Raw genomic sequence first — 24,450 nt, 5'->3', positions numbered from 1 at the left:
CGCCCGCGTGGCAGGGCCAGCGCCGCTTGACGGGCAGACCCACGGTGTTACCCGTCAGCCCTGGGATCGAGAGCGCTGACGGCGTAGGGAAAATGATGAGCGTCGGCTCATCCCGCTCCCTCCGCCACGAACCGCTGATCGTCTCGCGTTCGCTCGGCACTCGACTTCCAACCCAGCTTCCATCGATCGCGTCGGATCCGCCATCCGCTTCCGTCGGCGCACGCCTCTCGTCGGCCAGTGCGCGTCGGCAGCGCGGTGTGGTAGGCAGGCCGCCGACTCGGCACCGGCAGGTCCGTCGACCGAAGAGGGAGGACATAGCGTGCGCAAGGCAAACACCGCTCCGGCGGGCATCGTAGTGGGAGCCGTGTGGCTCCTCGCGGCCGGCGTCTCCCCGGCGCAGGCGCAGCTCGATACCGTGAACACGATCCCCTGTGCGCAGGAGGGCGGCGTCTGCCGGATGCCGCATCCGACGAACGTGTATTATGGCGTGCCGGGCAAGACCAACGGCCGCCCGTTCCCGCAGGGCGGCGTCATCGCCTGCAACACCCAGACCTTCGGCGATCCCGCGCCCGGCCAACGCAAGAGCTGCTGGTATGCGCCCAAACTCGTCGACAACCGCCGCGGCAATTCCGGGGGATACGGCGGCTACGGCGCGGACGACCGCTCGGGCTACCGCGGGCGCGACCGCGACTACGACCGTCCGACGCGTCGATCGGAGGAATACGACGCGCCGCGCCGGCGCTATCGCGGCGAGCCGGACGACGACGAGTAGGGATCGCAACGCCGTCGGCGTTCCGCGATCGGCAGGAAAGTGCCGATCGCGGAGCGCCAAGGTGCGCTGGAGCACCACGCCGCGGCAGTGTCGGGCGCAGGAAACATTCGTGCAATCCGCGGTGCTTAACCGTCGGTGCGATCGGTGACCTGACGACGGCGAGGCAGCACACATGACGACCGCGACCCGGCTCCTGCACCTTCCCGTCGTCCTCGTGGCCCTCGCCTTCGCCGCGACGCCCCTGGCGAGCCCCCTCCTCCTGGCGCTCGCCGCCTTCGCCGGCGGGCTGCTCCTGGCCTATCGCTGCCTGGCCGACCTGATGTCGGCGGAGCACGAGACCACGGTGGGCCAGACGGTATTTCGCCACTACCTCTGAGCGAGGAAGTCCGGACCGGGCTACGACACCGCGGTCAGCTTGTCGGCCATCGTCTGCGCCTTGTCCCGGCGCGACGAGAACGCCATCGTGAAGAACACGCGCTGCACGCCGAGCTCGGTCAGGCGCGCCTCGCACAGCTCGATCAGGCGGCAGATGTCGGCGAGCTCGCCCTCGATGTTGGTGCCGTTGGCGTGCATCTCGGCGTTCAGCCCGCTCGTCTCCAGGATCGCCTTGATCTCGCGGACGTAGGACGACACCGAGGGGCCGACGCCCATCGGCACGATGCACAGATCTGCAACAACCTTCATGAACTTGTCCTCGGTGGCGAACCTGGGGTTATGTCCGGCGGCATCGCCCGCTACATAGCGAGCCACAATCCGGAAAGCCGGCCCGGTGCCGTTCTGGCCGAACCGTGCCGCGTTTCCCAGCCCGACCCCGCCTTTGCGATGGAGATCTCCGTGACCGACACCAAGCGCCGCAGCACACTGGCGGCCGTCGCCGCGGTGGCGCTCGCCTGTCTCGCCGGAGGCGCCGAGGCGGCCCAATGCGGCAACTCGGCCGCCGGCTTCGAGGCCTGGAAGTCTCAGTTCGCCCAGGAGGCCCAGGGCCGCGCCAGCGCCGCGAGCCTCGCGGCGCTCCGCGAGACCAACTATTCCACGGCCACCATCTCGGCCGATCGCGGCCAGAAAAGCTTCAAGCTCTCGCTCGACCAGTTCCTGGCCAAACGCGGCGCGACCACGATCGTCTCCCGTGGGCGGGCGCTGAAGCGCCAGAACGCGGCCCTGTTCGCGCAGATCGAGCAGCGCTACGGCGTCCCCCCAGGGCCGCTCCTGGCGATCTGGGGCATGGAGACCGGGTTCGGCGCCGTGCGCGGCAACGTCAACACGCTGTCGGCGGTGGCGACGCTGGCCTACGATTGCCGCCGCTCGGCCTACTTCACCGACCAGCTCTATGCGGCGCTCACCCTCGTCGATCGCGGCATGCTCTCGTCCAGCACCCGCGGCGCGGCGCATGGCGAGGTCGGGCACACCCAGTTCCTGCCGAAGAACGTGCTGACCTACGGGACCGGCGACCTCAACAACGTCGGCGCGGCGCTCAGCTCCACCGCGAATTTCCTGAAGGGCCACGGCTGGCAGGCCGGGGCCGGCTACCAGCCCGGCGAGCCGAACTTCGCTGCGCTCCAGGGCTGGAACGCCGCCACGGTGTACCAGCGCGCGATCGCGCAGATGGGCCGGCAGATCGACGGCGAATAGGACCAGCGCCTGATCGCACCGCCGAAGCGATGAATCAGGGCCGAGAACCGCCACGATTCATCCTCGGTCAACCATAATCCCGCCCCGGAAAAGCCGGGCGGGCTGGGCCTTTTGCCCTCTCGGCCGATCGGGCCGGGAGGGTGCCGGTCCGACCGCACGCACGGACGCGTCCGGCGACAGCGGCTCGGGATCGACGGCATCCGTATCGAAACGGGCGTCGTCCTCATGGTCCGAGACCCCCTCGCAGAAGCCCCTTCCGCTCAACAGCTGTTCCCGGCGCAACGCCATCGTTCGAACGCCGGCCTTCGGCGCCTCGCCCTGAGGGCGGCATCGGTCGCGGCGATCGCCGCCCTGGTCTCCGGGAGCGTCGTCCTCGGCGGCCTGCCGCGCGGGCCGACAATCACCGAGGCGCTGGTCGCCTCGACGGATCCGGCAACGAGCGAAGCGGCGGAGGAGCCGGCTCCGACGCTCGGCGCGGAGGCCCGGCAGCGCTGGCGCGAAGCGCTGCTCGAAGCCTTCCCCGACTGGTCCGCCGGGCGGCCGCAGGCCCCGTCCGAGCAAACATCGCCCGAGCAGGCGTCCCCCACCCCGTTCGCGCAGCAGGAGCCGGCCCCGCAGGACCCGTCCCCAGCGACGCCCGGCCTTCCGGCGCAGACGGTGCCGCTGCCGGTGCCGCGCCCGCCCGAATTCCGGCGCCCGGCCGGCACCGAGACGACGCGCCGCGCCGACAGGCAGGCGTCGCGCCGCACCCGGACCGCGGCGATCCCGGCGCCCGCCCCCGACGACCGCAACTTCCTGGAAAAGTTCTTCGGGATCGAGCGCACGTCGACGCCGACTATGGCCTACGCCGCCCTCGAGACGCCGTCTCCCGCGACCCTGCCGCGGCAGCGGATCGTGCCCCCGGCGAACCCCGACCCGGCGGCGGTCGCCGTCTACGACATCAGCGCGCGCATCGTGACGCTGCCCAACGGCACGAAGCTGGAAGCGCATTCCGGCCTCGGCGAGATCATGGACGACCCGCGCAACGCCCACGTGCGCATGCGGGGCGCGACGCCGCCCGGCACCTACGACCTCACCGAGCGGGAGGACCTGTTCCACGGCGTCCGCGCGATCCGCCTCACCCCCGTCGGCGGCAGCGGTGCGGTCTACGGCCGGGTCGGCCTCCTCGCCCACACCTACATGCTCGGGCCGACCGGCGCCTCGAACGGCTGCGTCTCGTTCAAGGACTACCAGGCGTTCCTGCAGGCCTACCTGCGGGGCGAGATCCAGCGCCTCGTCGTCGTGCCGGGCCGCGGCCAGGACGCACCGCCGAGCGTCGCGCAGCAGGCGCCGCCGAGCGCCACCCCGCCCGGCCCGGCCCGTTCGGCCCGCCTCGGCACCGACGCGTAAGCCGCCTTCTTACAGCGGCACGACCGGCCCCTTCTTCGCCGACAGGCCGTCGATCAGCTTCGGGTCGATCCGGGTATGCGCCTGGACGAGGGCGTGCGGCGTCAGCGCCATCCACTGGGGCAGCGACAGGTCGGCGTAGCGCGGGCTCTTGAGCATCTCGAGGAAGGTCAGCGGCGTGTCGCCGGTGTTCTCGATGTAGTGGCCCATGGCGAACGGCACGTAGCCGACGTCGCCGGCCTGATAGTCGAAGGTGCGGGCCTTCGATTCCGAGCCGAACACCGTCATCCGCCCCTTGCCCGAAAGGTAGTACTGCCACGCGTCGCCGTTCGGGTGCCAGTGCAGCTCGCGCATCGCGCCGGGCTCCAGCTCGACGAGGGCCGCCGCGATCGTCTCCGAGGCGGGGAAGTTCGACGTGTCGGTGATCCGCACCGTGCCGCCCTTCGTGCGGATCGGCTCCTGCGCCAGCATCCGGTGGCTGAACGCTTTCGGGCTCGGGCCGGCCCCGCCCATGCGGTCGCCGGCCAGCGGGCCCGGCTTCGGGCCGGGGAAGATGTAGAGTTCGCGCTCCGGGATGTTCGCGAAGGCGCTCTCGGGCAGGCCGAAGTTCTTGGCGAGCACGTCCTTCGGGGTGCGCGCGAGCCAGTCGGTGATCAGGAAGGTCGAATCCTCCGAGAAGCCGCCGTCGTCGAACACCAGCAGGAATTCGCAGCCGTCGACGTCCGATTCGAGCGCCTGGATCGAGTGCGGATGCCCGAGGGGAAGTACCAGAGGTCGCCCTCGCCGACGTCGTCGGCGAAGGTGCGGCCCTCCGCGTCGATCGCGGTGATCCGGGCGCGGCCCTTGATCATGTAGGACCACTCGGCCTCCTTGTGCCAATGCATCTCGCGTACCGCGTTGGCCTTGAGGCGCTTGTTCACGCCGGCCATCGCCTTGGAGATCGGCAGTTCGCGCACGGTGGTCTGGCGCGCCCAGCCGCCCTCCTCCAACCGCATGTGGCTGTCGGCGAAGGACCATTTCAGGTTCGGCATGGTGCCGTGATCCGTCGTGGGCGGCGCGACCGTGTTGGGGTCTTCCGCCTCGCGCGCCGGGTTGCGCGGCCCGAGCACGTCGGCGCCCTTGCCGGCCCGCTCCGGCGTCGGCCCCTCGGCGGCGCGGGCGCCTCCGACGGCGAGCGCGGTGCCGGCGGCGATCAGGGTGCGGCGTGAGATGTCGTTCATGCGGGCTGTCCGTGAAATCCGATGCGCTCGGCGGGGCAGGACAAGCCGAAGGCCCACGATCCGATCCCCGCCCGCCCGCATGGCTGCCGCGCGGAACCGGCGAACCTGTCCGAACCGTCATCTTTTCGCGATGCTCCGGTCATCCGGGCGGTTCCAGGATGCGGGCGACCGATCGGAGGAGGACAGCCGGATCGTGACCGTCCAGACCCATTCCGCCCCGTCCCGGTCCGCGCTATGGACCGAACCCATGCGGCTCCTGATCATCGAGGACGATCGCGAGGCGGTCTCCTACCTCGTCAAGGCGTTCCGGGAGGCCGGCCACGTCGCCGACCACGCGACCGACGGCCTCGACGGCTACGGCCTCGCCTGCGACGGCGCCTACGACGTGCTGATCGTCGATCGCATGCTGCCGAAGCTCGACGGGCTCTCGCTGATCCGGTCGCTGCGCGAGCAGGCGGTGACGACGCCGGTGCTGATCCTGTCCGCGCTCGGGCAGGTCGACGACCGGGTGAAGGGCCTGCGCGCCGGCGGCGACGACTACCTGCCCAAGCCCTACGCGTTCTCCGAGCTGCTCGCCCGCATCGAGGTGCTCGCCCGCCGCGGCGGCGCCTCGGGCGCGAGCGCCGAGGCCACCGCCTACCGCGTCGGCGACCTCGAGCTCGACAGGCTGTCCCACCGCGTGACCCGGGCCGGCCAGGACGTGGCGCTGCAGCCGCGCGAGTTCCGGCTGCTCGAATACCTGATGCGCCATGCCGGCCAGGTGGTGACCCGGACGATGCTGCTGGAGCACGTCTGGGACTACCACTTCGATCCGCAGACCAACGTCATCGACGTCCACGTCTCGCGCCTCAGGGCCAAGCTCGACAAGGGCTCCGCCACGCCGATGATCCACACGATCCGCGGCGCCGGCTACATCCTGCGCGCCGACGAGGCGCGGGCGTCGTGACGACGGCCGTCCCTTGGCCGTCGCGAATCCCATCCCCGTGACGCCGCACGCCCCGGCGCCGGACGGCCCCCTCACGCGCATCCAGAAACTGTTCCGGACGACGGCGTTCAAGCTGTCGATCGCCTACCTCGTCGTGTTCGCGGCCTGCGCCGGAGTCGCGCTCGGCACCATCGCCTGGAGCGCGCGACGGGTGCTCGACGACCAGATCGTCTCGACGATCGACGCCGAGATCAACGGGCTCGCCGAGCAGTACAACGGCGGCGGGCTACGCCGGCTGATCGGGGCTGTCGAGCGGCGCGCGGCCGAGCCGGGCGCTTCGCTCTACCTCGTGACCACGGCCAACGGCGACCACGTGGTCGGCAACGTCGGCGACCTGCCCGCGAGCGTGCTGGCGACGCCGGGACAGGCCGAGACCACCTACGGCCGCAGCCGCGAGACGCAGGGGCGCGAGACCCACCGGGCGATCGTGCGGATCTTCACCCTGCCGGGGGGCTTTCGCCTGCTCGTCGGGCGCGACGTGGAGGAGCGCGACCGCCTGCGCGGGGTCATCGCCAGCACCCTCGGCACCTCGCTCGCCGTCGTGGTCCTGCTCGGGGTGATCGGCGGGTGGGTGGTCGCCAGCCGCGTGCTGAAGCGGGTCGATGCCATGACCGAGACCGCAGGCACCATCATGGCGGGCGATCTCGGCCGGCGCCTCCCGGTAGCGGGCAACGGCGACGAGCTCGATCGCCTCGCCCAGAACCTCAACCTGATGCTGGAGCGGATCGGCGAGCTGATGCGCGGCCTGCGCGAGGTCTCCGACAACATCGCCCACGACCTCAAGACGCCGCTGACCCGGCTGCGCAACCGCGCCGACGAGGCGCTCCGCGGCGAGCGCTCGCCGGACACCCTGCGCGCCGCCCTCGACGGCGTGATCGAGGACAGCGACGGTCTGATCCGGGTCTTCAACGCCTTGCTGATGATCGCGCGCCTGGAGGCCGGCAACACCCGCGAGATGATGGCGCCCGTCGACCTCGGGCCGGTGGTGCGGGCGATCGGCGAACTCTACGAGGCGCTGGCCGAGGAGCGCGGCCTGCACCTCACCGTCTCGGCGCCGGACGGCCTGATCATCGACGGCAACCGCGAGCTCGCGGGTCAGGCGCTCGCCAACCTCGTCGACAACGCCATCAAGTACGGCGCGGGAACCGCCTCCGGCGGCGACGGCACGATCGCGGTGACGGCCGAGCGGGCCGGCTCCGAGATCGTGGTGACGGTGGCCGACTGCGGACCCGGCATCCCGGAGGCCGAGCGCGGACGCGTCCTCGACCGCTTCGTGCGCCTGGAGGACGCCCGCTCGGCGCCCGGCTTCGGACTGGGCCTGAGCCTCGTCGCCGCGGTCGTCCGGCTACACCAGGGCCGCCTGACCCTGGCCGACAACGCACCGGGCCTACGCGTCGCGATCGCCCTGCCGGCGGCGGAGACTTCCGCCTGAACGATCTGATCCGGCGGCGACCAGGGCTTCATCGCGACGCCGATATTACCCTCGGCGCAGACGACGAAACCGGCGTTCCTTTCGTAGCGATCGATCGCGAACGCGTTCTGACGAACCTTTTCAGCGTTCGACGACCGCCTGCAGAGCCTGGCCCGCAGGGCGCCGTGCGGCAGCGCCAGCCGTTCAGTGCGCCTCCGGCGCCTCGTCGGCCTCGACGTCCGCGTCGTCGGCCGGTGCGGCGTCCTCGTCACCGTCCTCGGAATCGGATTCGGGATCGGCCTCGGAGGGCGCGGCCTTGGCGATGCTGATGAAGTCGCCCCGGCGGATGGCCTCGCCGCTGGAGGCCATGGTGCTGAGGTAGGCGTTCAGCGTGGCCGGCGCGACGTCGGGCAGGCGCTGGGCCACCTGCGCGGTGGAAAGCCCCTGCGGGCCGGCGCTTTCGAGCAGCGCCCGCAGGCGGCCCTTGGCGGAGTTCGCCCGGGGCCCGCGCGGGCCGCGGGTCGAGGGCTGTCCGCTCGAGGCGGCGCGGTCGGCGTTTCTGCGGGCCGGGCCGTCGGCGACGGAGACGGCGTCCAGGGGCGTGTTCTCGACGATCGAGCGCAGCGCGCCCTCGGCCATCTGCAGCTTCGCCAGCTCGGTGCCGATCCGCTCGTATTCGGCCTGAAGGAGATCGCGGCGCTGGCTGATCTCCGCAAGTGCCTTCGTGATGGTGTGATCTTCCGCCATGACCGCCTCTACTCTCGAACGACGGCCATAACCCATAGCCGTCTTGACCGGTCAAGACCTTCATCTGCACCGGACACGATCGGCCTGGAAAACCTTCCGCACCGATGCCCCCGCACTGGCCTGAGGACGTGGAGCGGGTAAGACACGCATCGTATCCGGCATCCGGGCTTCTGTGCCCGGTCCGTCCACGGGGACAGGCAATGGACACCCTTCGATGAGCGAAGCCCGACCCGCCGGCCCCCGCCTCTCGGTCGAGGAGGCGGTCGCGCGTTTCGCGGGCGGCGCCGCGACCCTTGGGGTGATCGGCTTAGGGTATGTCGGCCTGCCGCTCTGCCTCGCGGCCGCGGGGGCCGGGTTCGACGTGGTCGGGTTCGACATCGATGCCGACAAGCCGACGACGTTGATGCGCGGCGAGACCTACCTCGAGCACATCCCGGCCGACGCGGTGGCGGCGGCTGTGAGGTCCGGCCGCTTCCGCGCCACCGCCGACTTCGACGGCTTGGCGGCGGTGGACGCCATCCTGATCTGCGTACCGACCCCGCTGACCCTGCAGCGCGAACCGGACCTGTCGTTCATCCGCACGACCACCCAGGAGATCGCCAGGCGGCTGCGGCCGGGGCAGCTCGTCGTGCTCGAATCCACGACCTGGCCGGGTACCACCGATCAGGTCGTGCGCCCCCTGCTCGAAGCGCTCACCGGCCATCGCAGCGGAACGGATTTCTACCTCGCCTTCTCGCCGGAGCGCGAGGACCCCGGCAACGCCTCCTTCAGCACCGCGACGATCCCCAAGATCGTCGGCGGCGACGGGCCGGACGCGGCGCGGCTCGCCGAGGCGCTCTACGCGCGCTTCGTCGCCCGGACGGTGATGGTGTCGTCCACCGCGACGGCGGAGGCGACGAAGCTGACGGAGAACATCTTCCGCGCCGTCAACATCGCACTGGTCAACGAGCTGAAGGTGATCTTCGACGCGATGGGCATCGACGTCTGGGAGGTGATCGAGGCGGCCAAGACAAAACCCTTCGGCTTCACGCCGTTCTATCCCGGACCCGGCCTCGGCGGCCACTGCATCCCGATCGATCCGTTCTACCTGACGTGGAAGGCGCGCGAGTTCGGCATTGCGACCCGGTTCATCGAGCTCGCCGGCGAGATCAACCAGCAGATGCCGGGCTTCGTGCTCGACAAGCTCGTCCGCGCCCTCGACGCGCATGCCGGCCGCGGCCTGTCCGGCAGCCGCATCCTGATCGTGGGCTTGGCCTACAAGAAGAACATCTCCGACATCCGCGAGAGCCCCGCGCTCAAGCTCTGGACGATGCTGCAGGCCCGCGGCGCGCAGGTCGACTACCACGACCCCTTCGTGCCGGCGGTTCCGACCACCCGCGCCTACAAGGCCTTGAAGGGCGCGACCTCCACGGCACTCACGGCCGAGACGTTGTCGGCGTTCCACGCCGTCCTCATCGTCACCGATCACGACGCGATCGATTACGCGGCGATCTGCGACAGCGGCGTGATCGTCGTCGATTGCCGCAACGCACTTCGCAGCCGGGGCCTGACGGGGCCAAACGTCGTTCCGGCGTGATGGAAGCTTACTTTGCGCTCGCCCGTCGCGAGCAACGCTGTTGTCCTCCCGCGACGCCTGCGAAGGGATCGCCCCTGTATTCGTTCCACGCCGTCACCCCGGGGCTGCGCAGCAGAGCCCGGGATCCAGAGCCGCCGACGAAGCAGACTGGAACACGACCTGCGGTTCTGGATCCCGCGCGCCTCCGGCGCCCCGGGATGACGGGGAGGATTTGAACGCCGGTTTTTCCAGAGCCTAGTATCCGATTACCTTCGCGGGCGGCGGAAACCATCTGATCTTGGTCTCGACCCGAGCGGTTAAGAAAGATACGCCTTCAGGTTCCGGCGGATGCGCTCGAGTGGCACCTCGGCGGGATCGGGAAGAGTGAACGTCCGCCCGGTGATGGTCTCGAAGGCGTTGATGTAGACGGCCGCCGTCTCCAGCACGATCTCGGCCGGGATCTCGGGGATCGGATCGGTGTAGGGGTCGCAGCGCGCGACCACCCAGTTGCGGACGAAGTCCTTGTCGAAGCTCTCCGGGGCGGCGCCGGCGGCGAAGCGCTCGGGATAGGTCTTGGCGAACCAGTAGCGGCTGCTGTCGGGCGTGTGGATCTCGTCGGCAAGCACGATGCGGCCGTCGGAATCGGTGCCGAACTCGTACTTGGTGTCGGCCAGGATCAACCCGCGCTGCGCTGAAAGCTGCTGGCCGCGGGCGAACAGCGCGAGCGCCGTCTCAGACACGGTGCGCCACTGCTCGGCCGTCAGCAACCCCTGGTCGAGGATCGCGTCGGCGGTCAGCGGCGCGTCGTGGGCGCCGTCGGCGGCCTTGGTGGTGGGCGTGATGATCGCCTGCGGCAGCCGCTCGTTCGGGCGCATCCCGTCCGGCAGGGTGTGGCCGTACATCGCGCGCGCGCCGGCCTTGTACTGGGTCAGGATCGAGGTCGCGGTGCTGCCGGCGAGGTAGCCGCGCACCACGATCTCCACCGGCAGGATGTCGAGGCGACGCCCCACGAGCACGTTCGGGTCCGGGTAGGCGAGGACGTGATTGGGGCAGAGGTCGGCGGTGGCCTCGAACCAGTAGCGCGCGGTCTGCGTCAGCACCTGCCCCTTGAAGGGGATCGCGGCGAGCGCCCGGTCGAAGGCGCTGATCCGGTCGCTGCTGATCAGGATGCGGCGCCCGTCCGGGAGGTCGTAGTTGTCGCGCACCTTGCCGCGATAATGGTTCGGCCATTCCGGCAGCGTCGCGTCCTGGAGGACCTGGTGGGCGTGCGGGGCGAGGGAAGCCTTGTCCAAACCGGGATGCTCCATCAGGCGGCCGATCAGGATGGCGGTGTGGACCAGCGCGCGCGGCGTGACCAGCCCCCGGCATCTGCCTTATTCAACCCGCCCTTGCACGATCGCGCCGCCCATGGGACCGGTCGGCCTCGCGCGCGGCGTCGGCGCCCCGTCCCCGACGCGCCCGAACGGAGGCGATCCCGGACGTGCCCCACACCCACCGACCGCCGCGCATCTTCGACACCGTGGAGGGGCGCCGCCTCGCCGAGACCCGCGCCGACCCGGCCTGGCGCCTGTGGGGGCCGTATCTCAGCGACCGGCAGTGGGGCACGGTACGCGAGGATTACAGCGCCGACGGCGAGGCCTGGGACTACCTGCCCCACGACCACGCCCGCTCGCGCGCCTACCGCTGGGGCGAGGACGGCATCGGGGGCTTTGCCGACAAGGACCTCAACTGGTGCCTGTCGCTCGCCCTGTGGAACGGCCGCGACCCGATCCTCAAGGAACGCCTGTTCGGCCTGACCAACGCCCAGGGCAACCACGGCGAGGACGTCAAGGAACTGTACTATTACCTCGACGGCGTGCCGACGCACGCGTACATGCGGATGCTGTACAAGTATCCGCACGGGGAGTTCCCGTATTCGCGCCTGACCGAGGAGAACGCCCGCCGCGGCCTCGACGACCGCGAGTTCGAACTCGTCGACACCGGGCTGTTCGACGAGGGCCGCTACTGCGACGTCACCATCGAATACGCCAAGGCCGGCCCGCACGACGTGCTGATGCGCGTCACCGCGATGAACCGCGGGCCTGACGCGGCGACGCTGACGCTGCTGCCGCAGCTCTACGCCCGCAACACCTGGTCGTGGGCGAACGGTCCGCGTCCCGACCTGCGGCTCGCCGCCGACGGCACCGTGCTCGCCATCCACCACGCGATGCCGCCGATGCGGCTCCACGCCGACGGCGCGCCGGAATGGCTGTTCTGCGAGAACGAGACCAACGCCCACCGCCTGTTCGGCGCTCTGACGGCCGGCTACCCGAAGGATGCGATCGGCCGCCACGTGGTCGAAGGCGAAGCGGATGCGGTCAACCCCGACCGGTCCGGCACGAAATGCGCCGGCCGTCACCGCCTCGTCGTCCCGCCGGGCGGCGCGCTGAGCCTGCGCTTGCGTTTCCGCGCCGCCGACGCGCCGGGCGACGCCTTCGCCGACTTCGACGCGGTGTTCGCCGCCCGCATCACTGAAGCCGACGACTTCTACGCCGCGCTGCAAGCCGACGTCGCGGATGCCGACCGGCGCGCGGTGCAGCGCCAGGCCTTGGCCGGCATGCTGTGGTCGAAGCAGCTCTACCATTACGACGTGCGCGAATGGCTCGACGGCGATCCGGCCCAGCCGGCCCCGCCCGAAGCGCGCAAGGCCGGGCGCAACGCCGACTGGCGGCACGTGCGGGCGCACGACATCGTCTCGATGCCCGACGCCTGGGAATACCCCTGGTTCGCCTCCTGGGATCTCGCGCTCCAGAGCCTCGTCTTCGCGACGATCGACCCGGACTTCGCCAAGGGCCAGATCCTGCTCCTCCTCGACGAGGCCTACGGGCACCCCAACGCAGAGCTGCCGGCCTACGAGTGGAACTTCTCCGACGCCAACCCGCCGCTCCACGCCTTCGCCGCCTGGCGGGTGTTCTCCCTCGACCGGGCGCTGACCGGACGGGCGGACCACGACTTCCTGCTCAGGGTGTTCAACAGGCTGTCGATGAACTTCACCTGGTGGGTGAACCGCAAGGACGCGTCCGGGCGCAACCTGTTCCAGGGCGGCTTCCTCGGCCTCGACAACATCGGCCTGTTCGATCGCTCGAAGCCGATCGCGGGCGGGGCGCTGACGCAGTCGGACGCCACCGCCTGGATGGCGATGAACGCCCTCGAGCTGATGCGGATCGCGGTGGAGCTCGCCCTGCGCGACCCCGCCTACGAGGACATGGCCCAAAAATTCTTCGAGCACTTCCTGCTGATCGCCGACGCCGCCGCGCGCAAGGGCGGGCTCTGGGACGAGGCCGACCAGTTCTTCTACGACGTGATCGAGACGCCCGGCGGCGAGCGCATCCCGATCCGCGCCCGCACCCTCGTCGGGTTGATCCCGATCTGCGCGGTGGCGGTTTTGCGTGAGGACGACCTCGTTCAGCTCCCCGGCCTGCAGAAGCGCCTGCGCTTCTTCCTGGAGAACCGGCCCGACCTCGCCGCCCTGGTCTCGCGCTGGCAGGAGCCGGGCGAAGGCGGCACGGCGCTCCTGTCGCTGCTGCGCGGGCATCGCCTCAAGGCGCTGCTGCGGCGGATGCTCGACGCGGACGAGTTCCTGTCGCCGCACGGCATCCGCGGCGTGTCCAAGGTCTACGAGGGCCAACCGTTCCACTTCGCCTGGGACGGCGCCGACCTCACCCTGCCCTACGAACCGGGCGAGTCGCGTACCCGGCTGTTCGGCGGGAACTCGAACTGGCGCGGCCCGATCTGGCTGCCGATCAACTACCTGCTGATCGACGGCCTGCGCCGGTTCCACCGCTATTACGGGCCGGACTTCCGGGTTGAGGCCCCGACCGGCTCAGGCACCTTCCTGTCGCTGCAGGAGATCGCCGACATGCTGGCCGACCGCATGATCGCGCTTTCGACCCGCGGATCGGACGGGACGCGCCCGTTCCAGGCGACGAGCCGGCTGGAGCAGGAGGACCCGCACTTCCGCGACCACGTGCTCTGCTACGAATACTACCACGGCGACACCGGCCGGGGGCTGGGCGCCTCGCACCAGACCGGCTGGTCGGGCCTCGTCGCGCTGCTCATCCAGCAAAGCGCGCTCGGGCCGCTCCACGCGCTGTCGTCCGCCGAAGCGCCGTGACTATTGCGTCAGCCGCAAGGTGCCGATGCTCGCCGCGATCTGGTTGAAGGCCCCGATCAGGCTCGACGAATCGTTGGCGACGAACGATTGGGATGCCGTCGTCGCGCAGTCGCTCAACAACTTCAGGCCCTGCGTGTCGATGGGATCCGACGGGATGCTGAAGCCGATCGTGTAGATCGAAATTCCCGTGGCTTTCGCGTTCTTGCACGCCAGCGCGGTCAACGCGTCGACGGCGTCGCGGGCGCTGTCGGCATCGTTCACGGTCGGCGTGCCGGGGACGAGCCTCGATGTCGGGCCGGTGCCGTCGACGTTCTTGAGGTAGCCTGCGGCGAAATAGAGCGAGCCGTTGGAGGAGGACCCGTTCGTCGCCCAACTGTTGGCCCCGTCCGTCATCAGGATGATGATCTTGTTGACGGTGTTCGACGAGTACGCGGCCCCGTCCGCGAAGACGCTGATCGGAGACAGCGTACGCCACCCCCACATCATGCCCTCGTGGATGTTCGTCGATCCGAGGGCGGCCATGCCGTTGATCGTCGTCTTCAGCACGGACGTGTCGCTGGTCAGGCGTTGGAGCGGCTGCGTGGTACAGCCGAAGTTCGGCCCGTTCGGCACCTTCGTCGAGGAATTGGAATTCGTCGGCGAAGCGTTCTTCGGGTTGACGTACTTGCACGCCCGACCTTCCGCGTCGAAGAACGACGCATTGGACTGGCTCTGACAGGACGCGCTGTACGTCGAGTCGTCGATGTAGCTGTTATAGCTCCGGCTACTATTGTAGTCGCGATAGCCGGTGCCGCCATTACCCGGCTCGTCGGGCGCGAACATAGGGACGTAGTATGAGTCAGCGTTCGAACTCGACGGCGTACCATCCTGCACGTTCAGCGGATACGGTAACGTCTCCAGGCACCCGCCCCACCCCCAACCGGAATAGGCGGCCTGCAACTTGGTGAAGATATCGAAACGGTTGGTGAAGCCGGACCCGGACGGCGAGAGCACGTTGTCCCAGTGGTAGGAGGATTTGGCGTTCTGGTCGATCCAGGTCGCGTAGCGGTAGGTCGTGGGGTTCAAGGCGACCGACGCCGCGAACGGCACGATCGCGATCTTGGTGCCGGTGGCGAAGGCGGCGTTGGTGTAGACGTAGTTGACGAAGTTGGTCGCCGCCGTCTGCACCGCCTGGAGCTTGCTCTGGCCGCCGCTCGATTCGAGCATCGAGCCGGTGTTGTCGAGCACCAGCGCGATCTCGAAGGTCTTCGGGATCGGCGTGGCGCAGCGCGCCGATCTGCCAGGGCGCGGTGCCGTCACGCCCGTGATGCGGCCGAAGAAGACCGGTGAGACGATGTGGGTCGTCAAGGTGATCTGGCGCGGGTTCGCCGTCACCGTCAGCGGATCGACCGTGAGGCCGGTCGCGCCCATATAGCCGGTCATCATGGTGGACGCCTGCGTCTGGAGCACCGCGTTCGTCGTCGCCATCGGCGTCTGGCAGAGGGCGAGCGCGCTGGCGTCGGTCGCCGCCTGGAGCTTGGTCTCGAGGTAGGTGGCGAAGCCGTAATCGATCGCCGCGCCGGTGAATCCGAGGAGCGGGAGGGCCATCAGCCCGAACAGCAGGGCGACGTTGCCGTCGCGCGCCCGCGCGAAGCGGCCGGCTTGTCCACGCAGCGACGCCTTGCGGCCTGCCGGGGTCGGGATCACGGGCATGCGGCGCCTCCGGGCATCCAGACCTCGGTGTAGGTCGACTTGGCGGGTTGGCCCCCGCGCGCCGGCCAGGGGATGCTGGACTTCAGCGTGATCGCGGTGCTGGCGCCCTTCACGAGCTTGACCAACGAGGCACCGAGCATCGGCGTGTACGGCATGCTCACCTCGGTGAGGACGTAGCGGACCCCGGTGGTGCGGAACCCGACGGGCACGGTCAGGTCGGAGGCCGCGCCGGTGGCGCGCGCCGAGGCGTTGGCGTTGGCGGTGCTGGAACAGACCCGCGGGACCAGGTTGAGATTGGTGAGATCGACGGCCATCGCGCTGACCACGATCTTCACGCGGCCGGCGTCGAACGGTTTCAGCACCAGCGTGGAGGTGGCGAGGATGTCGCCCATCAGCGACGCGTCGATCGGGTTCTGAGCGTCTCCCTGCGCCGTCAGGTCGGACACCGTCCGGGCGAGCAGGACGACCTTGCGCCAGTTGTCGATCGCATGCGCGTATTCCGACAAGCCCGCCCAGATCGTCAGCAGCACGGGCAGGATCAGCGCGAACTCGATCGCGGAGACGCCGCCGCGGGCGCGTACGAAGCTGCGGAGGGACGAAAGTCCGGTCCTCAACATCCGGTCGAGGCCGTGGTCTGGTACGGCTCGGTGCGGAACACCGTCGTCGATTGCAGGAGGTGAGTCCCGTCCGCGAAACTCTTCTGGGCGAGGTTCAGCAGGCTGAAGAACACTGGGATCTTCACCGCCGCGGTGACGACGACGATCGCCCCGGGCTTCGCGCAGGCGTAGTTCGTGCCGAAGCCGCTGTTCCAGGTCCGCGAGGTGGCGTTCATCGGCGTCGCGCCGGCCCCGGCCGAAAAAGACGACGCGACCGACACGTCGATCTTCACGCTGGAACAGTCGAACAGCGTCATCGTCCGGTTCGCACCGGTGCCGCACATCGCGTCGTTGAGCTTCTGCAGCAGGATCGCCGGGCTGCTCGTGGCGGCGTTGGCGATCTGGAACTGCCCGGTGAACAGGCTGCGCACCGCGTTCTGAACGGTGCGGTCGAAGTTCTGCCCGGCCCAGATCACGAAAGCGATCTGGACGATCGCGCCGACCAGCGCGAGGAACGGAAGCGCCACCAGGGCGAACTCGAGCGCCGCGGCGCCCTCTGTGGCGGCGGCGAACGAACGCAAGCGCGGCGGGCGAATGGGACGGGTGAAGCGTCGCGGCATGTCACCGGGGGCGGCTGGAATACATCATCCAGACGCTTGCCAGCCAGATCTAAACCAAACGCAAATGTGCAGGCTCAACCCTAGATAACATCTTCTGGCATCAGATTGCCAGTGACACACCCCCCGGTTGCGGACTCAGATGATAGGCTTAGGACAAAAAGACTGATTTTGCAGAGGAGCATTTGGATCTAGCCGAAACACCGGCCGATTGCGGAAATTAGACTTCTCCGGGTCCAGGCGGATCAGGTGACGATCTCGCCAAAGCTCATGAAAATGGCCCCGGATGGGACATCCGAGGCCGCTGAAATTCGGGGATCAGACCCGTTGCGCTGCCGAGGCGGTCGCCTACGGGTCTAGAACGGGATGTCGTCGTCGAGGTCGTAGTTGCCCCGCGAGCCGCCACCACCGCCGCCGCCGGACGGCGCCGGGGGCTGACGACGCTCGCTGCCGCCCTGGGCACGGCCGCCGCCGTATTCGCCGCCGCCACCGCCGCCGCGGCTGACCTGGCCGCCGCCCTCGTCGTCGGCACCCATCTCGCCGCCGCCGCCGCCGCGGCCGTCGAGGATCGTCATCTCACCGCGGAAGCGCTGCAGCACCACCTCGGTGGTGTACTTCTCGACGCCGGAATTGTCGGTCCACTTCCGGGTCTGGAGCTGGCCCTCGATGTAGACCTTCGAACCCTTGCGCAGGTACTGCTCGGCCACGCGGGCGAGGTTCTCGTTGTAGATCACGACCGAGTGCCACTCGGTCTTCTCCTTGCGCTCGCCGGACGCCTTGTCCTTCCACGATTCGGAGGTCGCGAGGCGCAGGTTGACCACCGGGTCGCCGGAGCCGAGGCGGCGCGTCTCGGGATCGCGCCCGAGGTTGCCCACCAGAATGACCTTGTTGACGCTGCCCGCCATCGCTCTCTCCTTCGCCGTCGGATCTCACAGGGACCGGTCTCGCCGAGCCCGCGTGCGCCCTTCATGGGCCTCGGAACGGACCCCGGCAACCGCTTGAGGGGCGCTTGTCCCCATCGTGCACACGCGCCGCCGGCACGATCATGTTCTATCTTTGTTCCCAACCGGCGGCAACTCGGCGCCGCGCGGACACGGCGCCGGATGCGAGCCTTCGCGCTCAGGCGACGTGGACGACGAGCTTGCCGAAGTTGCGGCCCTTGAGCAGGCCAATGAACGCCTCCGGGGCGTTCTCCAGCCCCTCGACGACGTCCTCGCGGTACTTCACCGATCCGTCCGCGATCCAGCCGCCGACCTCGCGCTCGAACGCGTCGATCTGGCTGGCGAAGTCCCAGACGATGAAGCCCTGCATCCGCAGGCGCTTGGTCAGCACCGCGCGCATCAGGAGCGGCGAGCGGTCGGGACCGGGCGGCAGCTCCGTGGCGTTGTAGCCGGCGACGAGCCCGCAGACCGGCATGCGCGAGAAGTCGTTGAGCAGCGGCAGCACCGCATCGAACACCGCGCCGCCGACGTTCTCGAAGTAGACGTCGATGCCGTTCGGGCAGGCGGCGGCCAGCGCGCCGGGCAGGTCGTCGGAGCGGTGATCGACCGCGGCGTCGAAGCCGAGCTCGCGGGTGAGGTAGGCGCACTTCTCGGGGCCGCCGGCGATGCCGACCGCGCGTGCGCCCTTGATCCGGGCGATCTGCCCGACGAGGGAGCCCACCGGCCCGGCGGCGGCAGCGACGACGACGGTCTCGTTGGGCTTCGGCTCGCCGATGTTGAGGAGGCCGGTATAGGCGGTCATGCCGGGCATACCGAGGACGCCGAGCGCCGTCGTCGGCGGCGCCACCGCGGGGTCGACCTTGCGCAGGCCCTTGCCGTCGGACACCGAATAGTCCTGCCAGCCGCCGAAGGCCTGGACCAGGGTGCCGACGGGGAAGTCCGGGTGCTCGGAGCGCATCACCTCGCTCACCGTCCCGCCGGTCATCGGCTCGCCGATGCCGACCGGCGCGGCGTAGGATTTCGCTGCGCTCATCCGGCCGCGCATGTAGGGGTCGAGAGAGAGCCAGCGCGTGCGCAGCAGGATCTCGCCGTCGCGCGGCGTCGGGACGACGGCCTCCTCCAGGCGGAAGTTCTGCAGGGTCGGCTCGCCGTGCGGGCGCGCGGCGAGGACGATGCGGCGGTTCTTGGCGGCCATGCCGTGTCTCCTTGGGATGGAGGAATCGAGGCTCGTTCGAACGCTCATGTCGCAGCCGTGGCCGCCGATGTCACCGGCTGGCCTGATCCGCGTTTCCCGTTCGAACCATCCCGTTTAGGGGAATAAGGACCATCATGCGCGTCGGATCCGGTGTCGCCCTCGCCATCGCGTTCGCAGCCTTCGCCGGACCCGGCGCGGCGGCCCAGGACCCGCTCGCGCGCTATCGCCAGGTCTCGCGGGTGCTCGTCCTGTCGGCGCCGGATGCGGGAGACCGCCGGCTCGTCGCGCAGCGCGCGACGATCGCCGCGGCGCGCGCAGGTCTCAGCGAGCGGGACCTCGTCGTGGTCGAGGCGGTCGGCGGAGGCGGCGACGCAGAAGCGATCCGGCGGCGGCTAGGCCTGCCGGCCGACGCGTTCCGCGCGGTGCTCGTCGGCAAGGACGGGGGCGTGAAGATCACCGAGCCCGAACCGATCGCGCCGCAGCGCCTGTTCTCGACCATCGACGCCATGCCGATGCGCCGGGACGAAATGCGGCGGCAACGCTGAGCGGAAACGAAAAAGGGCTGCCCGCAGGCAGCCCCCTTCGTCGTCACGATCGGACGCGTAGCTCAGTAACAGCGCTCGATCAGCACGCGGCGGTAACCGTAAGGAGTCCAGCGCACCCGCGGGACGGTCACGCACTCGCCGCCGTAACCGTAGCCGCCGTAGGCCGCCGGGGCGTAGCCATAGCCGTAACCCGGGTAGCCGTAGCCGCCATACCCGCCGTAGAGACCGCCGGCCGCCAGGCCGAGGCCGACGCCGAGCCCAAGACCGCCGAGCCCGTACCCGAGACCACGGCCGTAGCCGTAGCCGCGATACCCGCCGTAACCGCCGCGGTAGCCACCGAACCCACCGCGGTAGCCGCCGAAGCCGCCCCGGTACCCACCGAAGCCCGCACCACGGAACCCACCACCGAAGCCACCGCCCCGGAAGCCGCCGAAGCCGCCCCCGTGGAAACCACCGCCATGGAACCCACCGCCGAACCCGCGCGCTTCGGCCGAGGCCGGAAGGTAGGCGAGAGCCCCGACCATCAGCGTCGAGGCAAGAAGAAGACGCTTCATCTCATCAGCTCCAGAAGAGTCGTGTCCTTGCCCCCCGTCACATCAAGAACGCCCAGCCGCCGACTTCGGTTCACGCTGCGACATCGGCGATCGACGCCCGGGCTTCGGAGTCCGGGCCGCTTGAAAACCGTCGCATTCTGAGGTGAGGAGGCGTGCGGCGGCCCCTTTAAGGGCTCGCGCACGGTCAGGACCTCACGATGATGTTACGCCTCACCAAAGCTGCGGTCCTCGCGCTGATCGCAGTCTCGGCCGGCGGCGCCCACGCGGAGACGGCGCCGAATGAGACGTGCCGCCCTGTCCAGGCGCAGGGCGACAGCTTCACCGTATGCACCGTCGACCTCCGCCGCCAGCGGGTGCGCCTGTTCTGGCTCGGCGCGGACGGGTTGCCGTATTCCTCGCTCTCGACGCTTGCCGAGAAGCAGGGTCCGCGCCTCAGCTTCGCGATGAACGCCGGCATGTACGACAAGGGCCAGGCGCCGGTCGGGCTCTACGTCGAGGACGGGCGGGAAATGAAGGGCGTCTCGACCGCGAACGGGCCGGGCAACTTCCACCTCAAGCCCAACGGTGTGTTCTACGTGAAGGGCGAGCGCGCAGGCGTGCTCGACACCGGCCATTACCTCAAGGCCCGCATGAAGCCCGACTTCGCGACGCAATCCGGCCCGATGCTGGTGATCGACGGCCAGATCCATCCCAAGATCTCCGCCGACGGGCCGAGCCTGAAGATCCGCAACGGCGTGGGCGTCCGCGACGACGGCCGGGTGGCGGTGTTCGCGATCTCGGAGCACCCCGTCACCTTCGGCGCCTTCGCCCGGTTGTTCCGGGACGACCTCGGCTGCCGCAACGCCCTCTTCCTCGACGGCAGCGTGTCGAGCCTCTACGCCCCCGCGCTGAAGCGCAACGACCTCAGCCGCCCGCTCGGGCCGATGGTCGGGGCCGTTCCACGCTAAGAGGCGTCTGCCCCCGGCGGGTCGCATCCATGCGCAGGCCGTGCTCGGGGCGCAGCGTCACCCGGTGCAGCGGCGTCATCGGCGGATGGTCGTCCGGCATCCGGAACCGGACCGCGCGGACGACGTGGGCCAGCACGATCACCGCCTCCTGCACCGAGAAGCTCTGGCCGATGCAGACGCGCGGGCCGGCCCCGAACGGCAGGTAGGCGAAGCGCGGGATCGCGTCGCGGTTCGCGCCGAGGAACCGCTCGGGCACGAAGGCGTCCGGATCGTCCCACAGGGTACGGTGCCGATGCAGCACGTAGGGCGCCACAAGCACCATCGACCCGCGCGGCACCTTGATGCGGCCGAGGCGGTCGTCGCGGATCGCCTGGCGGCTGAGGAACGGCACCGGCGGGAACAGCCGCATCGCCTCTTCCATCACCGCCTTGGCGAAGGGCAGCGCGTCGAGGGCGAAGTCGCCCTCGCCCGCCGCGTCGACCTCCGCCTCCAGCCGCTCCCGCGCCGCGTCGTCCTTCGCCAGGCAGTAGAGCGCCCAGGTCAGGGCGTTCGCCGTGGTTTCGTGGCCGGCGGCGATGAAGGTGATGATGTTGGCCTGCACCTCCAGGTCGGTGAGGCCCTTGCCGGTCTCCGGGTCCTGAGCCGCGAGCAGCAGCGTCATCAGGTCCTGCGGCGCGCCGCCGGCGGCGACCTGGGCCTTGCGCCGTGCGATCAGCGCCTCGACCACCTCGGCGAAGTAGCGCCCGGCCGGCCGCGCCCGCAGCCGGCCGAGCCGCGGCACGAAGTCGGGCACGCCGAACACGTCGAGGGGATCGATCGGCCCGACCGCCTCAAGGAAGCGCGTGATCGCGCGCCCGAGGGCGTCGGGATCGCCGGGCAGGCCTTGCGTGAAGATCGTCCGCTCCAGCACGTCGAGGGTGACGCGGGTCATCTCCAGCGCGACGTCGACCCGGGTGCCGTCCCGCCGGGCCAGGCGCCGCGCGAGCTTGGCGCCGGACGCGTTCATCGCATCCGAGAAGCCCTGCACCGTGCGGGCCGAGAAGATCGGCGCCAGCGTCCGCCGCTGCAACTTCCAGGCGTCGCCCTCGGCGCTGAGCAGGCCGTTGCCGAGACCGGGGGCCAGCACGCGGCGCTGCAGGTCGTCCTTGCGGTAGTTGCCGACGTTCTCGACCAGCAGGTAGCGGATCAGGGCCGGGTCGCTGACCACGGTGATGCGGCCCATGGCGCCGTCGCCGGCCACCACGGGCGCGGTGAAGTGATCCTCCATCCAGGTGGTGATCGGGTTCTGCCGCGCCGCCTTGAGGAACGCGAACAGGCCCATCGCCGTGCGGCGCGGCGCCGGCACGGGCGGCCGGAAGCGGGCCGTCGCCGGCGCCGGCGTGTCGATCGCGATCGTCGCCGTCATCGACGCCATCCTTGTTCGCCGGGCGGGGAACAGCCCGCCGCGTTTGTCGAGGCGCGGCGGGAAAAGCACCTTCGCGATTTGCCGCCGCCTGTCGTAGGTAGGCTTCGCATTGCAGCAAACGTAGAGGCCACGATGTCGCCGCAGCCCGATACCGCCACCCGCACGGAATCCGACACCTTCGGGCCGATCGAGGTCCCGGCGCACCGGTATTGGGGGGCGCAGACCCAGCGCTCGATCCAGAACTTCAAGATCGGCACCGAGCACATGCCGGCGCCGCTCGTCCACGCGCTCGGCCTCGTCAAGCAGTCGGCCGCCCTGGTGAACCAGGATCTCGGCGGCCTCGACCCGAAGGTGGCCGAGGCCATCGCCGCGTCGGCGGCCGAGGTGGTGGACGGCCGCCACGACGAGGAGTTCCCGCTGGTGGTCTGGCAGACGGGCTCGGGCACGCAGTCGAACATGAACGCCAACGAGGTCATCGCCAGCCTCGCCAACGAGCGGCTCGGCGGCCAGCGTGGCGGCAAGTCGCCGGTGCATCCCAACGACCACTGCAACCGCGGCCAGTCCTCGAACGACGTGTTCCCGACGGCGATGCACATCGCGGTCTCGCGCGAGATCACCGGCCGCCTGATGCCGGCGCTGACCCACCTTCATGCGGCGCTCGACGCGAAGGCGAAGGACTTCGAATCGATCGTCAAGATCGGCCGCACCCACCTGCAGGACGCGACCCCGGTCTCGCTCGGCCAGGAATTCTCCGGCTATGCCGCGCAGGTCGCGCTCGGCGGCTCGCGCATCGCGGCGACGCTGCCCGGCGTGCTTGCGCTGGCGCAGGGCGGCACGGCGGTGGGCACCGGCCTCAACGCGCATCCCGAATTCGCCGAGCGTTTCGCCGCCAAGGTCGCAGAGCTGACCGGCCTGCCCTTCACCTCGGCCGCCAACAAGTTCGAGGCGCTGGCGACCCACGACGCCCTGGTTTTCACCCAAGGTGCGCTCTCGGCGCTGGCCGCCGGCCTGTTCAAGATCGCGCAGGACATCCGCCTGCTGGCATCCGGCCCGCGCTCGGGCCTGGGCGAACTGTCGCTGCCGGAGAACGAGCCGGGCTCGTCGATCATGCCGGGCAAGGTCAACCCGACCCAGTGCGAGGCGCTGACGATGGTCTGCGCCCAGGTGATCGGCAACGGCACCACGGTGAGCTTCGCCGGCAGCCAGGGCAACTTCGAGCTCAACGTGTTCAAACCGGTGATCGCCAACGCGGTGCTGCAATCGATCCGCCTGCTCGCCGACGCGGCGGTCAGCTTCACCGACAACTGCGTCGTCGGCATCAAGGCCAACGAGGACCGGATCGCCGACCTGATGAGCCGCTCGCTCATGCTGGTGACCGCGCTCGCCCCCTCGATCGGCTACGACAAGGCCGCCGAGATCGCCAAGACCGCGCACAAGCGCGGCACCACCCTGAAGGAGGAGGCGCTACGCCTCGGCTACGTCACCGAAGCCGAGTTCGAGCGCGTGGTGCGTCCCGAGACCATGCTGGCCCCGAGCGCCGAGTAGGCGCCCGCTCGAACGGGAGATCGACGCGATGGCCGAGATCATCAACCTGCGCCAGGCCCGCAAGGCGCGCCTGCGGGTCGAGAAGGACGCCAAGGCGGAGGACAACCGCATCGCCTTCGGCCGCCCCAAGAAGGCCCGGACCCTGCAGGAGCGCAAGACAGCCATCGAGGTGGCCCGCCACGAGGGCCACAAGCTCGTCGGGCCAGATTCGGACACGTGACGCGGTGCCCCTTCTCGACCCCTGTGCGAGCGACAGGATTCGCACATCGCTGCTTCTGGCGTTTCGATCTGCGCGCATCCCCTCGCCCCGCTTGCAGGGAGAGGGACGCGACGACCTCGTCGTCGTGGTGGCGAGGCGGCAGCCGACGGTGAGGGGGCCGATCCGGAGGAGGCTTTTTCGTTCGCGCGCCCTCACCGTCGCTTTGGCTTCGCCGACGCTTGCCGGCTGCACGACAAGGTGCAGCCGGGCCTCTCCCCGCACGCGGGGAGAGGGGAACCCGCGCGTCATCAGATGCCGTGACGAAATGGACGACTACCGTTTCCCGTGCGCTGGAC

At 69.9% G+C, this 24,450-nt stretch carries 22 protein-coding genes and 1 pseudogene; 12 read left to right on the top strand and 11 right to left on the bottom strand.

What is annotated here, in order from left to right; all coding sequences use genetic code 11:
• Window positions 1-319: 319 nt before the first annotated feature.
• Together FV226_RS17220 and FV226_RS17215 are read left to right on the top strand one after the other, a co-directional pair.
• Window positions 320-772, top strand: coding sequence for a hypothetical protein (locus FV226_RS17220; protein WP_238271959.1), 453 nt, complete (start codon window positions 320-322; stop codon window positions 770-772).
• 172 nt (window positions 773-944) lie between these two features.
• Window positions 945-1,148 carry a hypothetical protein gene (locus tag FV226_RS17215; protein WP_147763852.1) on the top strand — a complete coding sequence of 68 codons (204 nt, stop codon included), beginning with the start codon at window positions 945-947 and terminating at the stop codon, window positions 1,146-1,148.
• A gap of 20 nt (window positions 1,149-1,168) precedes the next feature.
• Here the strand turns inward: FV226_RS17215 and FV226_RS17210 are convergent, their stop codons facing one another.
• Window positions 1,169-1,456 (bottom strand): MTH1187 family thiamine-binding protein, encoded by a 288-nt coding sequence (locus FV226_RS17210; protein ID WP_147763851.1) that lies wholly within the window; start codon window positions 1,454-1,456, stop codon window positions 1,169-1,171.
• Between the two features lie 177 nt (window positions 1,457-1,633).
• Between FV226_RS17210 and FV226_RS17205 the strand changes: the two genes are divergently transcribed.
• The gene (locus tag FV226_RS17205) at window positions 1,634-2,401 is read left to right on the top strand and encodes a lytic transglycosylase domain-containing protein (RefSeq protein WP_238271984.1); all 768 of its coding nucleotides are present in this window, start codon (window positions 1,634-1,636) and stop codon (window positions 2,399-2,401) included.
• A gap of 225 nt (window positions 2,402-2,626) precedes the next feature.
• Window positions 2,627-3,790 (top strand): DUF2778 domain-containing protein, encoded by a 1,164-nt coding sequence (locus FV226_RS17200; protein ID WP_147763850.1) that lies wholly within the window; start codon window positions 2,627-2,629, stop codon window positions 3,788-3,790.
• Between the two features lie 9 nt (window positions 3,791-3,799).
• Here FV226_RS17200 and FV226_RS17195 read toward each other — a convergent pair.
• Window positions 3,800-5,007 (bottom strand): annotated as a pseudogene (locus FV226_RS17195) (oxalate decarboxylase family bicupin).
• Window positions 5,008-5,254: 247 nt separating this feature from the next.
• Here FV226_RS17195 and FV226_RS17190 point away from each other — a divergent pair.
• Together FV226_RS17190 and FV226_RS17185 are read left to right on the top strand one after the other, a co-directional pair.
• The gene (locus tag FV226_RS17190; RefSeq protein ID WP_147753479.1) at window positions 5,255-5,953 is read left to right on the top strand and encodes a response regulator transcription factor; all 699 of its coding nucleotides are present in this window, start codon (window positions 5,255-5,257) and stop codon (window positions 5,951-5,953) included.
• A gap of 37 nt (window positions 5,954-5,990) precedes the next feature.
• Window positions 5,991-7,424: a HAMP domain-containing sensor histidine kinase gene (locus FV226_RS17185; protein WP_147763849.1), complete on the top strand. Its 1,434-nt coding sequence runs from the start codon at window positions 5,991-5,993 to the stop codon at window positions 7,422-7,424.
• A gap of 183 nt (window positions 7,425-7,607) precedes the next feature.
• On the opposite strand, the gene FV226_RS17180 is transcribed toward FV226_RS17185, so the two are convergent.
• Window positions 7,608-8,150: a hypothetical protein gene (locus tag FV226_RS17180; RefSeq protein ID WP_147763848.1), complete on the bottom strand. Its 543-nt coding sequence runs from the start codon at window positions 8,148-8,150 to the stop codon at window positions 7,608-7,610.
• Window positions 8,151-8,364: 214 nt separating this feature from the next.
• Between FV226_RS17180 and FV226_RS17175 the strand changes: the two genes are divergently transcribed.
• Window positions 8,365-9,726: a nucleotide sugar dehydrogenase gene (locus FV226_RS17175; protein ID WP_147763847.1), complete on the top strand. Its 1,362-nt coding sequence runs from the start codon at window positions 8,365-8,367 to the stop codon at window positions 9,724-9,726.
• Between the two features lie 296 nt (window positions 9,727-10,022).
• Here the strand turns inward: FV226_RS17175 and FV226_RS17170 are convergent, their stop codons facing one another.
• The gene (locus FV226_RS17170) at window positions 10,023-10,997 is read right to left on the bottom strand and encodes a phosphoribosylaminoimidazolesuccinocarboxamide synthase (protein WP_187277258.1); all 975 of its coding nucleotides are present in this window, start codon (window positions 10,995-10,997) and stop codon (window positions 10,023-10,025) included.
• A gap of 188 nt (window positions 10,998-11,185) precedes the next feature.
• Here FV226_RS17170 and FV226_RS17165 point away from each other — a divergent pair, with 188 nt between their 5' ends.
• Complete coding sequence (locus tag FV226_RS17165) at window positions 11,186-13,858, top strand: glucosidase (RefSeq protein WP_147763845.1); 2,673 nt, start codon at window positions 11,186-11,188, stop codon at window positions 13,856-13,858.
• Here the strand turns inward: FV226_RS17165 and FV226_RS17160 are convergent, their stop codons facing one another.
• From FV226_RS17160 to FV226_RS17140, 5 genes are all read right to left on the bottom strand, one after another.
• Complete coding sequence (locus FV226_RS17160) at window positions 13,859-15,550, bottom strand: TadE/TadG family type IV pilus assembly protein (RefSeq protein ID WP_147763844.1); 1,692 nt, start codon at window positions 15,548-15,550, stop codon at window positions 13,859-13,861.
• Window positions 15,541-16,167 (bottom strand): TadE/TadG family type IV pilus assembly protein, encoded by a 627-nt coding sequence (locus tag FV226_RS17155; RefSeq protein ID WP_147763843.1) that lies wholly within the window; start codon window positions 16,165-16,167, stop codon window positions 15,541-15,543. Before FV226_RS17155 ends, FV226_RS17160 begins: the two co-directional genes overlap by 10 nt.
• Entirely contained in the window at window positions 16,161-16,727 is a 567-nt protein-coding gene (locus tag FV226_RS17150; protein ID WP_246685508.1) for a TadE family protein, read from the bottom strand. Before FV226_RS17150 ends, FV226_RS17155 begins: the two co-directional genes overlap by 7 nt.
• Before the next feature lie 392 nt (window positions 16,728-17,119).
• Window positions 17,120-17,668 (bottom strand): single-stranded DNA-binding protein, encoded by a 549-nt coding sequence (gene ssb, locus FV226_RS17145; protein WP_147763841.1) that lies wholly within the window; start codon window positions 17,666-17,668, stop codon window positions 17,120-17,122.
• A gap of 214 nt (window positions 17,669-17,882) precedes the next feature.
• Window positions 17,883-18,899 carry an NADP-dependent oxidoreductase gene (locus FV226_RS17140; RefSeq protein ID WP_147753237.1) on the bottom strand — a complete coding sequence of 339 codons (1,017 nt, stop codon included), beginning with the start codon at window positions 18,897-18,899 and terminating at the stop codon, window positions 17,883-17,885.
• A gap of 134 nt (window positions 18,900-19,033) precedes the next feature.
• Here FV226_RS17140 and FV226_RS17135 point away from each other — a divergent pair, with 134 nt between their 5' ends.
• A complete protein-coding gene (locus FV226_RS17135; RefSeq protein ID WP_147763840.1) occupies window positions 19,034-19,444 on the top strand; it encodes a DUF4174 domain-containing protein in 411 nt (136 codons plus the stop codon).
• A gap of 62 nt (window positions 19,445-19,506) precedes the next feature.
• Here the strand turns inward: FV226_RS17135 and FV226_RS17130 are convergent, their stop codons facing one another.
• Complete coding sequence (locus tag FV226_RS17130) at window positions 19,507-19,998, bottom strand: hypothetical protein (RefSeq protein ID WP_147753235.1); 492 nt, start codon at window positions 19,996-19,998, stop codon at window positions 19,507-19,509.
• Between the two features lie 197 nt (window positions 19,999-20,195).
• Here FV226_RS17130 and FV226_RS17125 point away from each other — a divergent pair, with 197 nt between their 5' ends.
• Window positions 20,196-20,945: a phosphodiester glycosidase family protein gene (locus FV226_RS17125; protein WP_147753234.1), complete on the top strand. Its 750-nt coding sequence runs from the start codon at window positions 20,196-20,198 to the stop codon at window positions 20,943-20,945.
• Here FV226_RS17125 and FV226_RS17120 read toward each other — a convergent pair.
• The gene (locus tag FV226_RS17120) at window positions 20,902-22,350 is read right to left on the bottom strand and encodes a cytochrome P450 (RefSeq protein WP_147763839.1); all 1,449 of its coding nucleotides are present in this window, start codon (window positions 22,348-22,350) and stop codon (window positions 20,902-20,904) included. The genes FV226_RS17125 and FV226_RS17120 overlap by 44 nt on opposite strands.
• Window positions 22,351-22,482: 132 nt before the next feature.
• On the opposite strand from FV226_RS17120, the gene fumC reads away from it, so the two are divergent.
• On the top strand, window positions 22,483-23,895 hold the full coding sequence (fumC, locus tag FV226_RS17115) for a class II fumarate hydratase (RefSeq protein ID WP_147763838.1): 1,413 nt from the start codon (window positions 22,483-22,485) through the stop codon (window positions 23,893-23,895).
• A gap of 28 nt (window positions 23,896-23,923) precedes the next feature.
• On the top strand, window positions 23,924-24,115 hold the full coding sequence (locus tag FV226_RS17110; protein WP_147763837.1) for a DUF4169 family protein: 192 nt from the start codon (window positions 23,924-23,926) through the stop codon (window positions 24,113-24,115).
• Window positions 24,116-24,450: the final 335 nt, after the last annotated feature.

The sequence above is a fragment of the Methylobacterium sp. WL12 genome, from assembly GCF_008039475.1.
Lineage (GTDB): Bacteria > Pseudomonadota > Alphaproteobacteria > Rhizobiales > Beijerinckiaceae > Methylobacterium > Methylobacterium cerastii.
This window is presented reverse-complemented; position numbering and strand designations above follow the sequence as displayed.

What these genes read in the sequence shown, in the direction of transcription:
- FV226_RS17215 (WP_147763852.1), top strand. Translation starts at nt 945, where the DNA reads ATGACGACCGCGACCCGGCTCCTGCACCTTCCCGTCGTCCTCGTGGCC.
- FV226_RS17210 (WP_147763851.1), bottom strand. Translation starts at nt 1,456, where the DNA reads ATGAAGGTTGTTGCAGATCTGTGCATCGTGCCGATGGGCGTCGGCCCC.
- FV226_RS17200 (WP_147763850.1), top strand. Translation starts at nt 2,627, where the DNA reads ATGGTCCGAGACCCCCTCGCAGAAGCCCCTTCCGCTCAACAGCTGTTC.
- FV226_RS17190 (WP_147753479.1), top strand. Translation starts at nt 5,255, where the DNA reads ATGCGGCTCCTGATCATCGAGGACGATCGCGAGGCGGTCTCCTACCTC.
- FV226_RS17180 (WP_147763848.1), bottom strand. Translation starts at nt 8,150, where the DNA reads ATGGCGGAAGATCACACCATCACGAAGGCACTTGCGGAGATCAGCCAG.
- FV226_RS17175 (WP_147763847.1), top strand. Translation starts at nt 8,365, where the DNA reads ATGAGCGAAGCCCGACCCGCCGGCCCCCGCCTCTCGGTCGAGGAGGCG.
- FV226_RS17160 (WP_147763844.1), bottom strand. Translation starts at nt 15,550, where the DNA reads ATGCCCGTGATCCCGACCCCGGCAGGCCGCAAGGCGTCGCTGCGTGGA.
- FV226_RS17155 (WP_147763843.1), bottom strand. Translation starts at nt 16,167, where the DNA reads ATGTTGAGGACCGGACTTTCGTCCCTCCGCAGCTTCGTACGCGCCCGC.
- ssb (WP_147763841.1), bottom strand. Translation starts at nt 17,668, where the DNA reads ATGGCGGGCAGCGTCAACAAGGTCATTCTGGTGGGCAACCTCGGGCGC.
- FV226_RS17140 (WP_147753237.1), bottom strand. Translation starts at nt 18,899, where the DNA reads ATGGCCGCCAAGAACCGCCGCATCGTCCTCGCCGCGCGCCCGCACGGC.
- FV226_RS17135 (WP_147763840.1), top strand. Translation starts at nt 19,034, where the DNA reads ATGCGCGTCGGATCCGGTGTCGCCCTCGCCATCGCGTTCGCAGCCTTC.
- FV226_RS17130 (WP_147753235.1), bottom strand. Translation starts at nt 19,998, where the DNA reads ATGAAGCGTCTTCTTCTTGCCTCGACGCTGATGGTCGGGGCTCTCGCC.
- FV226_RS17125 (WP_147753234.1), top strand. Translation starts at nt 20,196, where the DNA reads ATGATGTTACGCCTCACCAAAGCTGCGGTCCTCGCGCTGATCGCAGTC.
- FV226_RS17120 (WP_147763839.1), bottom strand. Translation starts at nt 22,350, where the DNA reads ATGACGGCGACGATCGCGATCGACACGCCGGCGCCGGCGACGGCCCGC.
- fumC (WP_147763838.1), top strand. Translation starts at nt 22,483, where the DNA reads ATGTCGCCGCAGCCCGATACCGCCACCCGCACGGAATCCGACACCTTC.
- FV226_RS17110 (WP_147763837.1), top strand. Translation starts at nt 23,924, where the DNA reads ATGGCCGAGATCATCAACCTGCGCCAGGCCCGCAAGGCGCGCCTGCGG.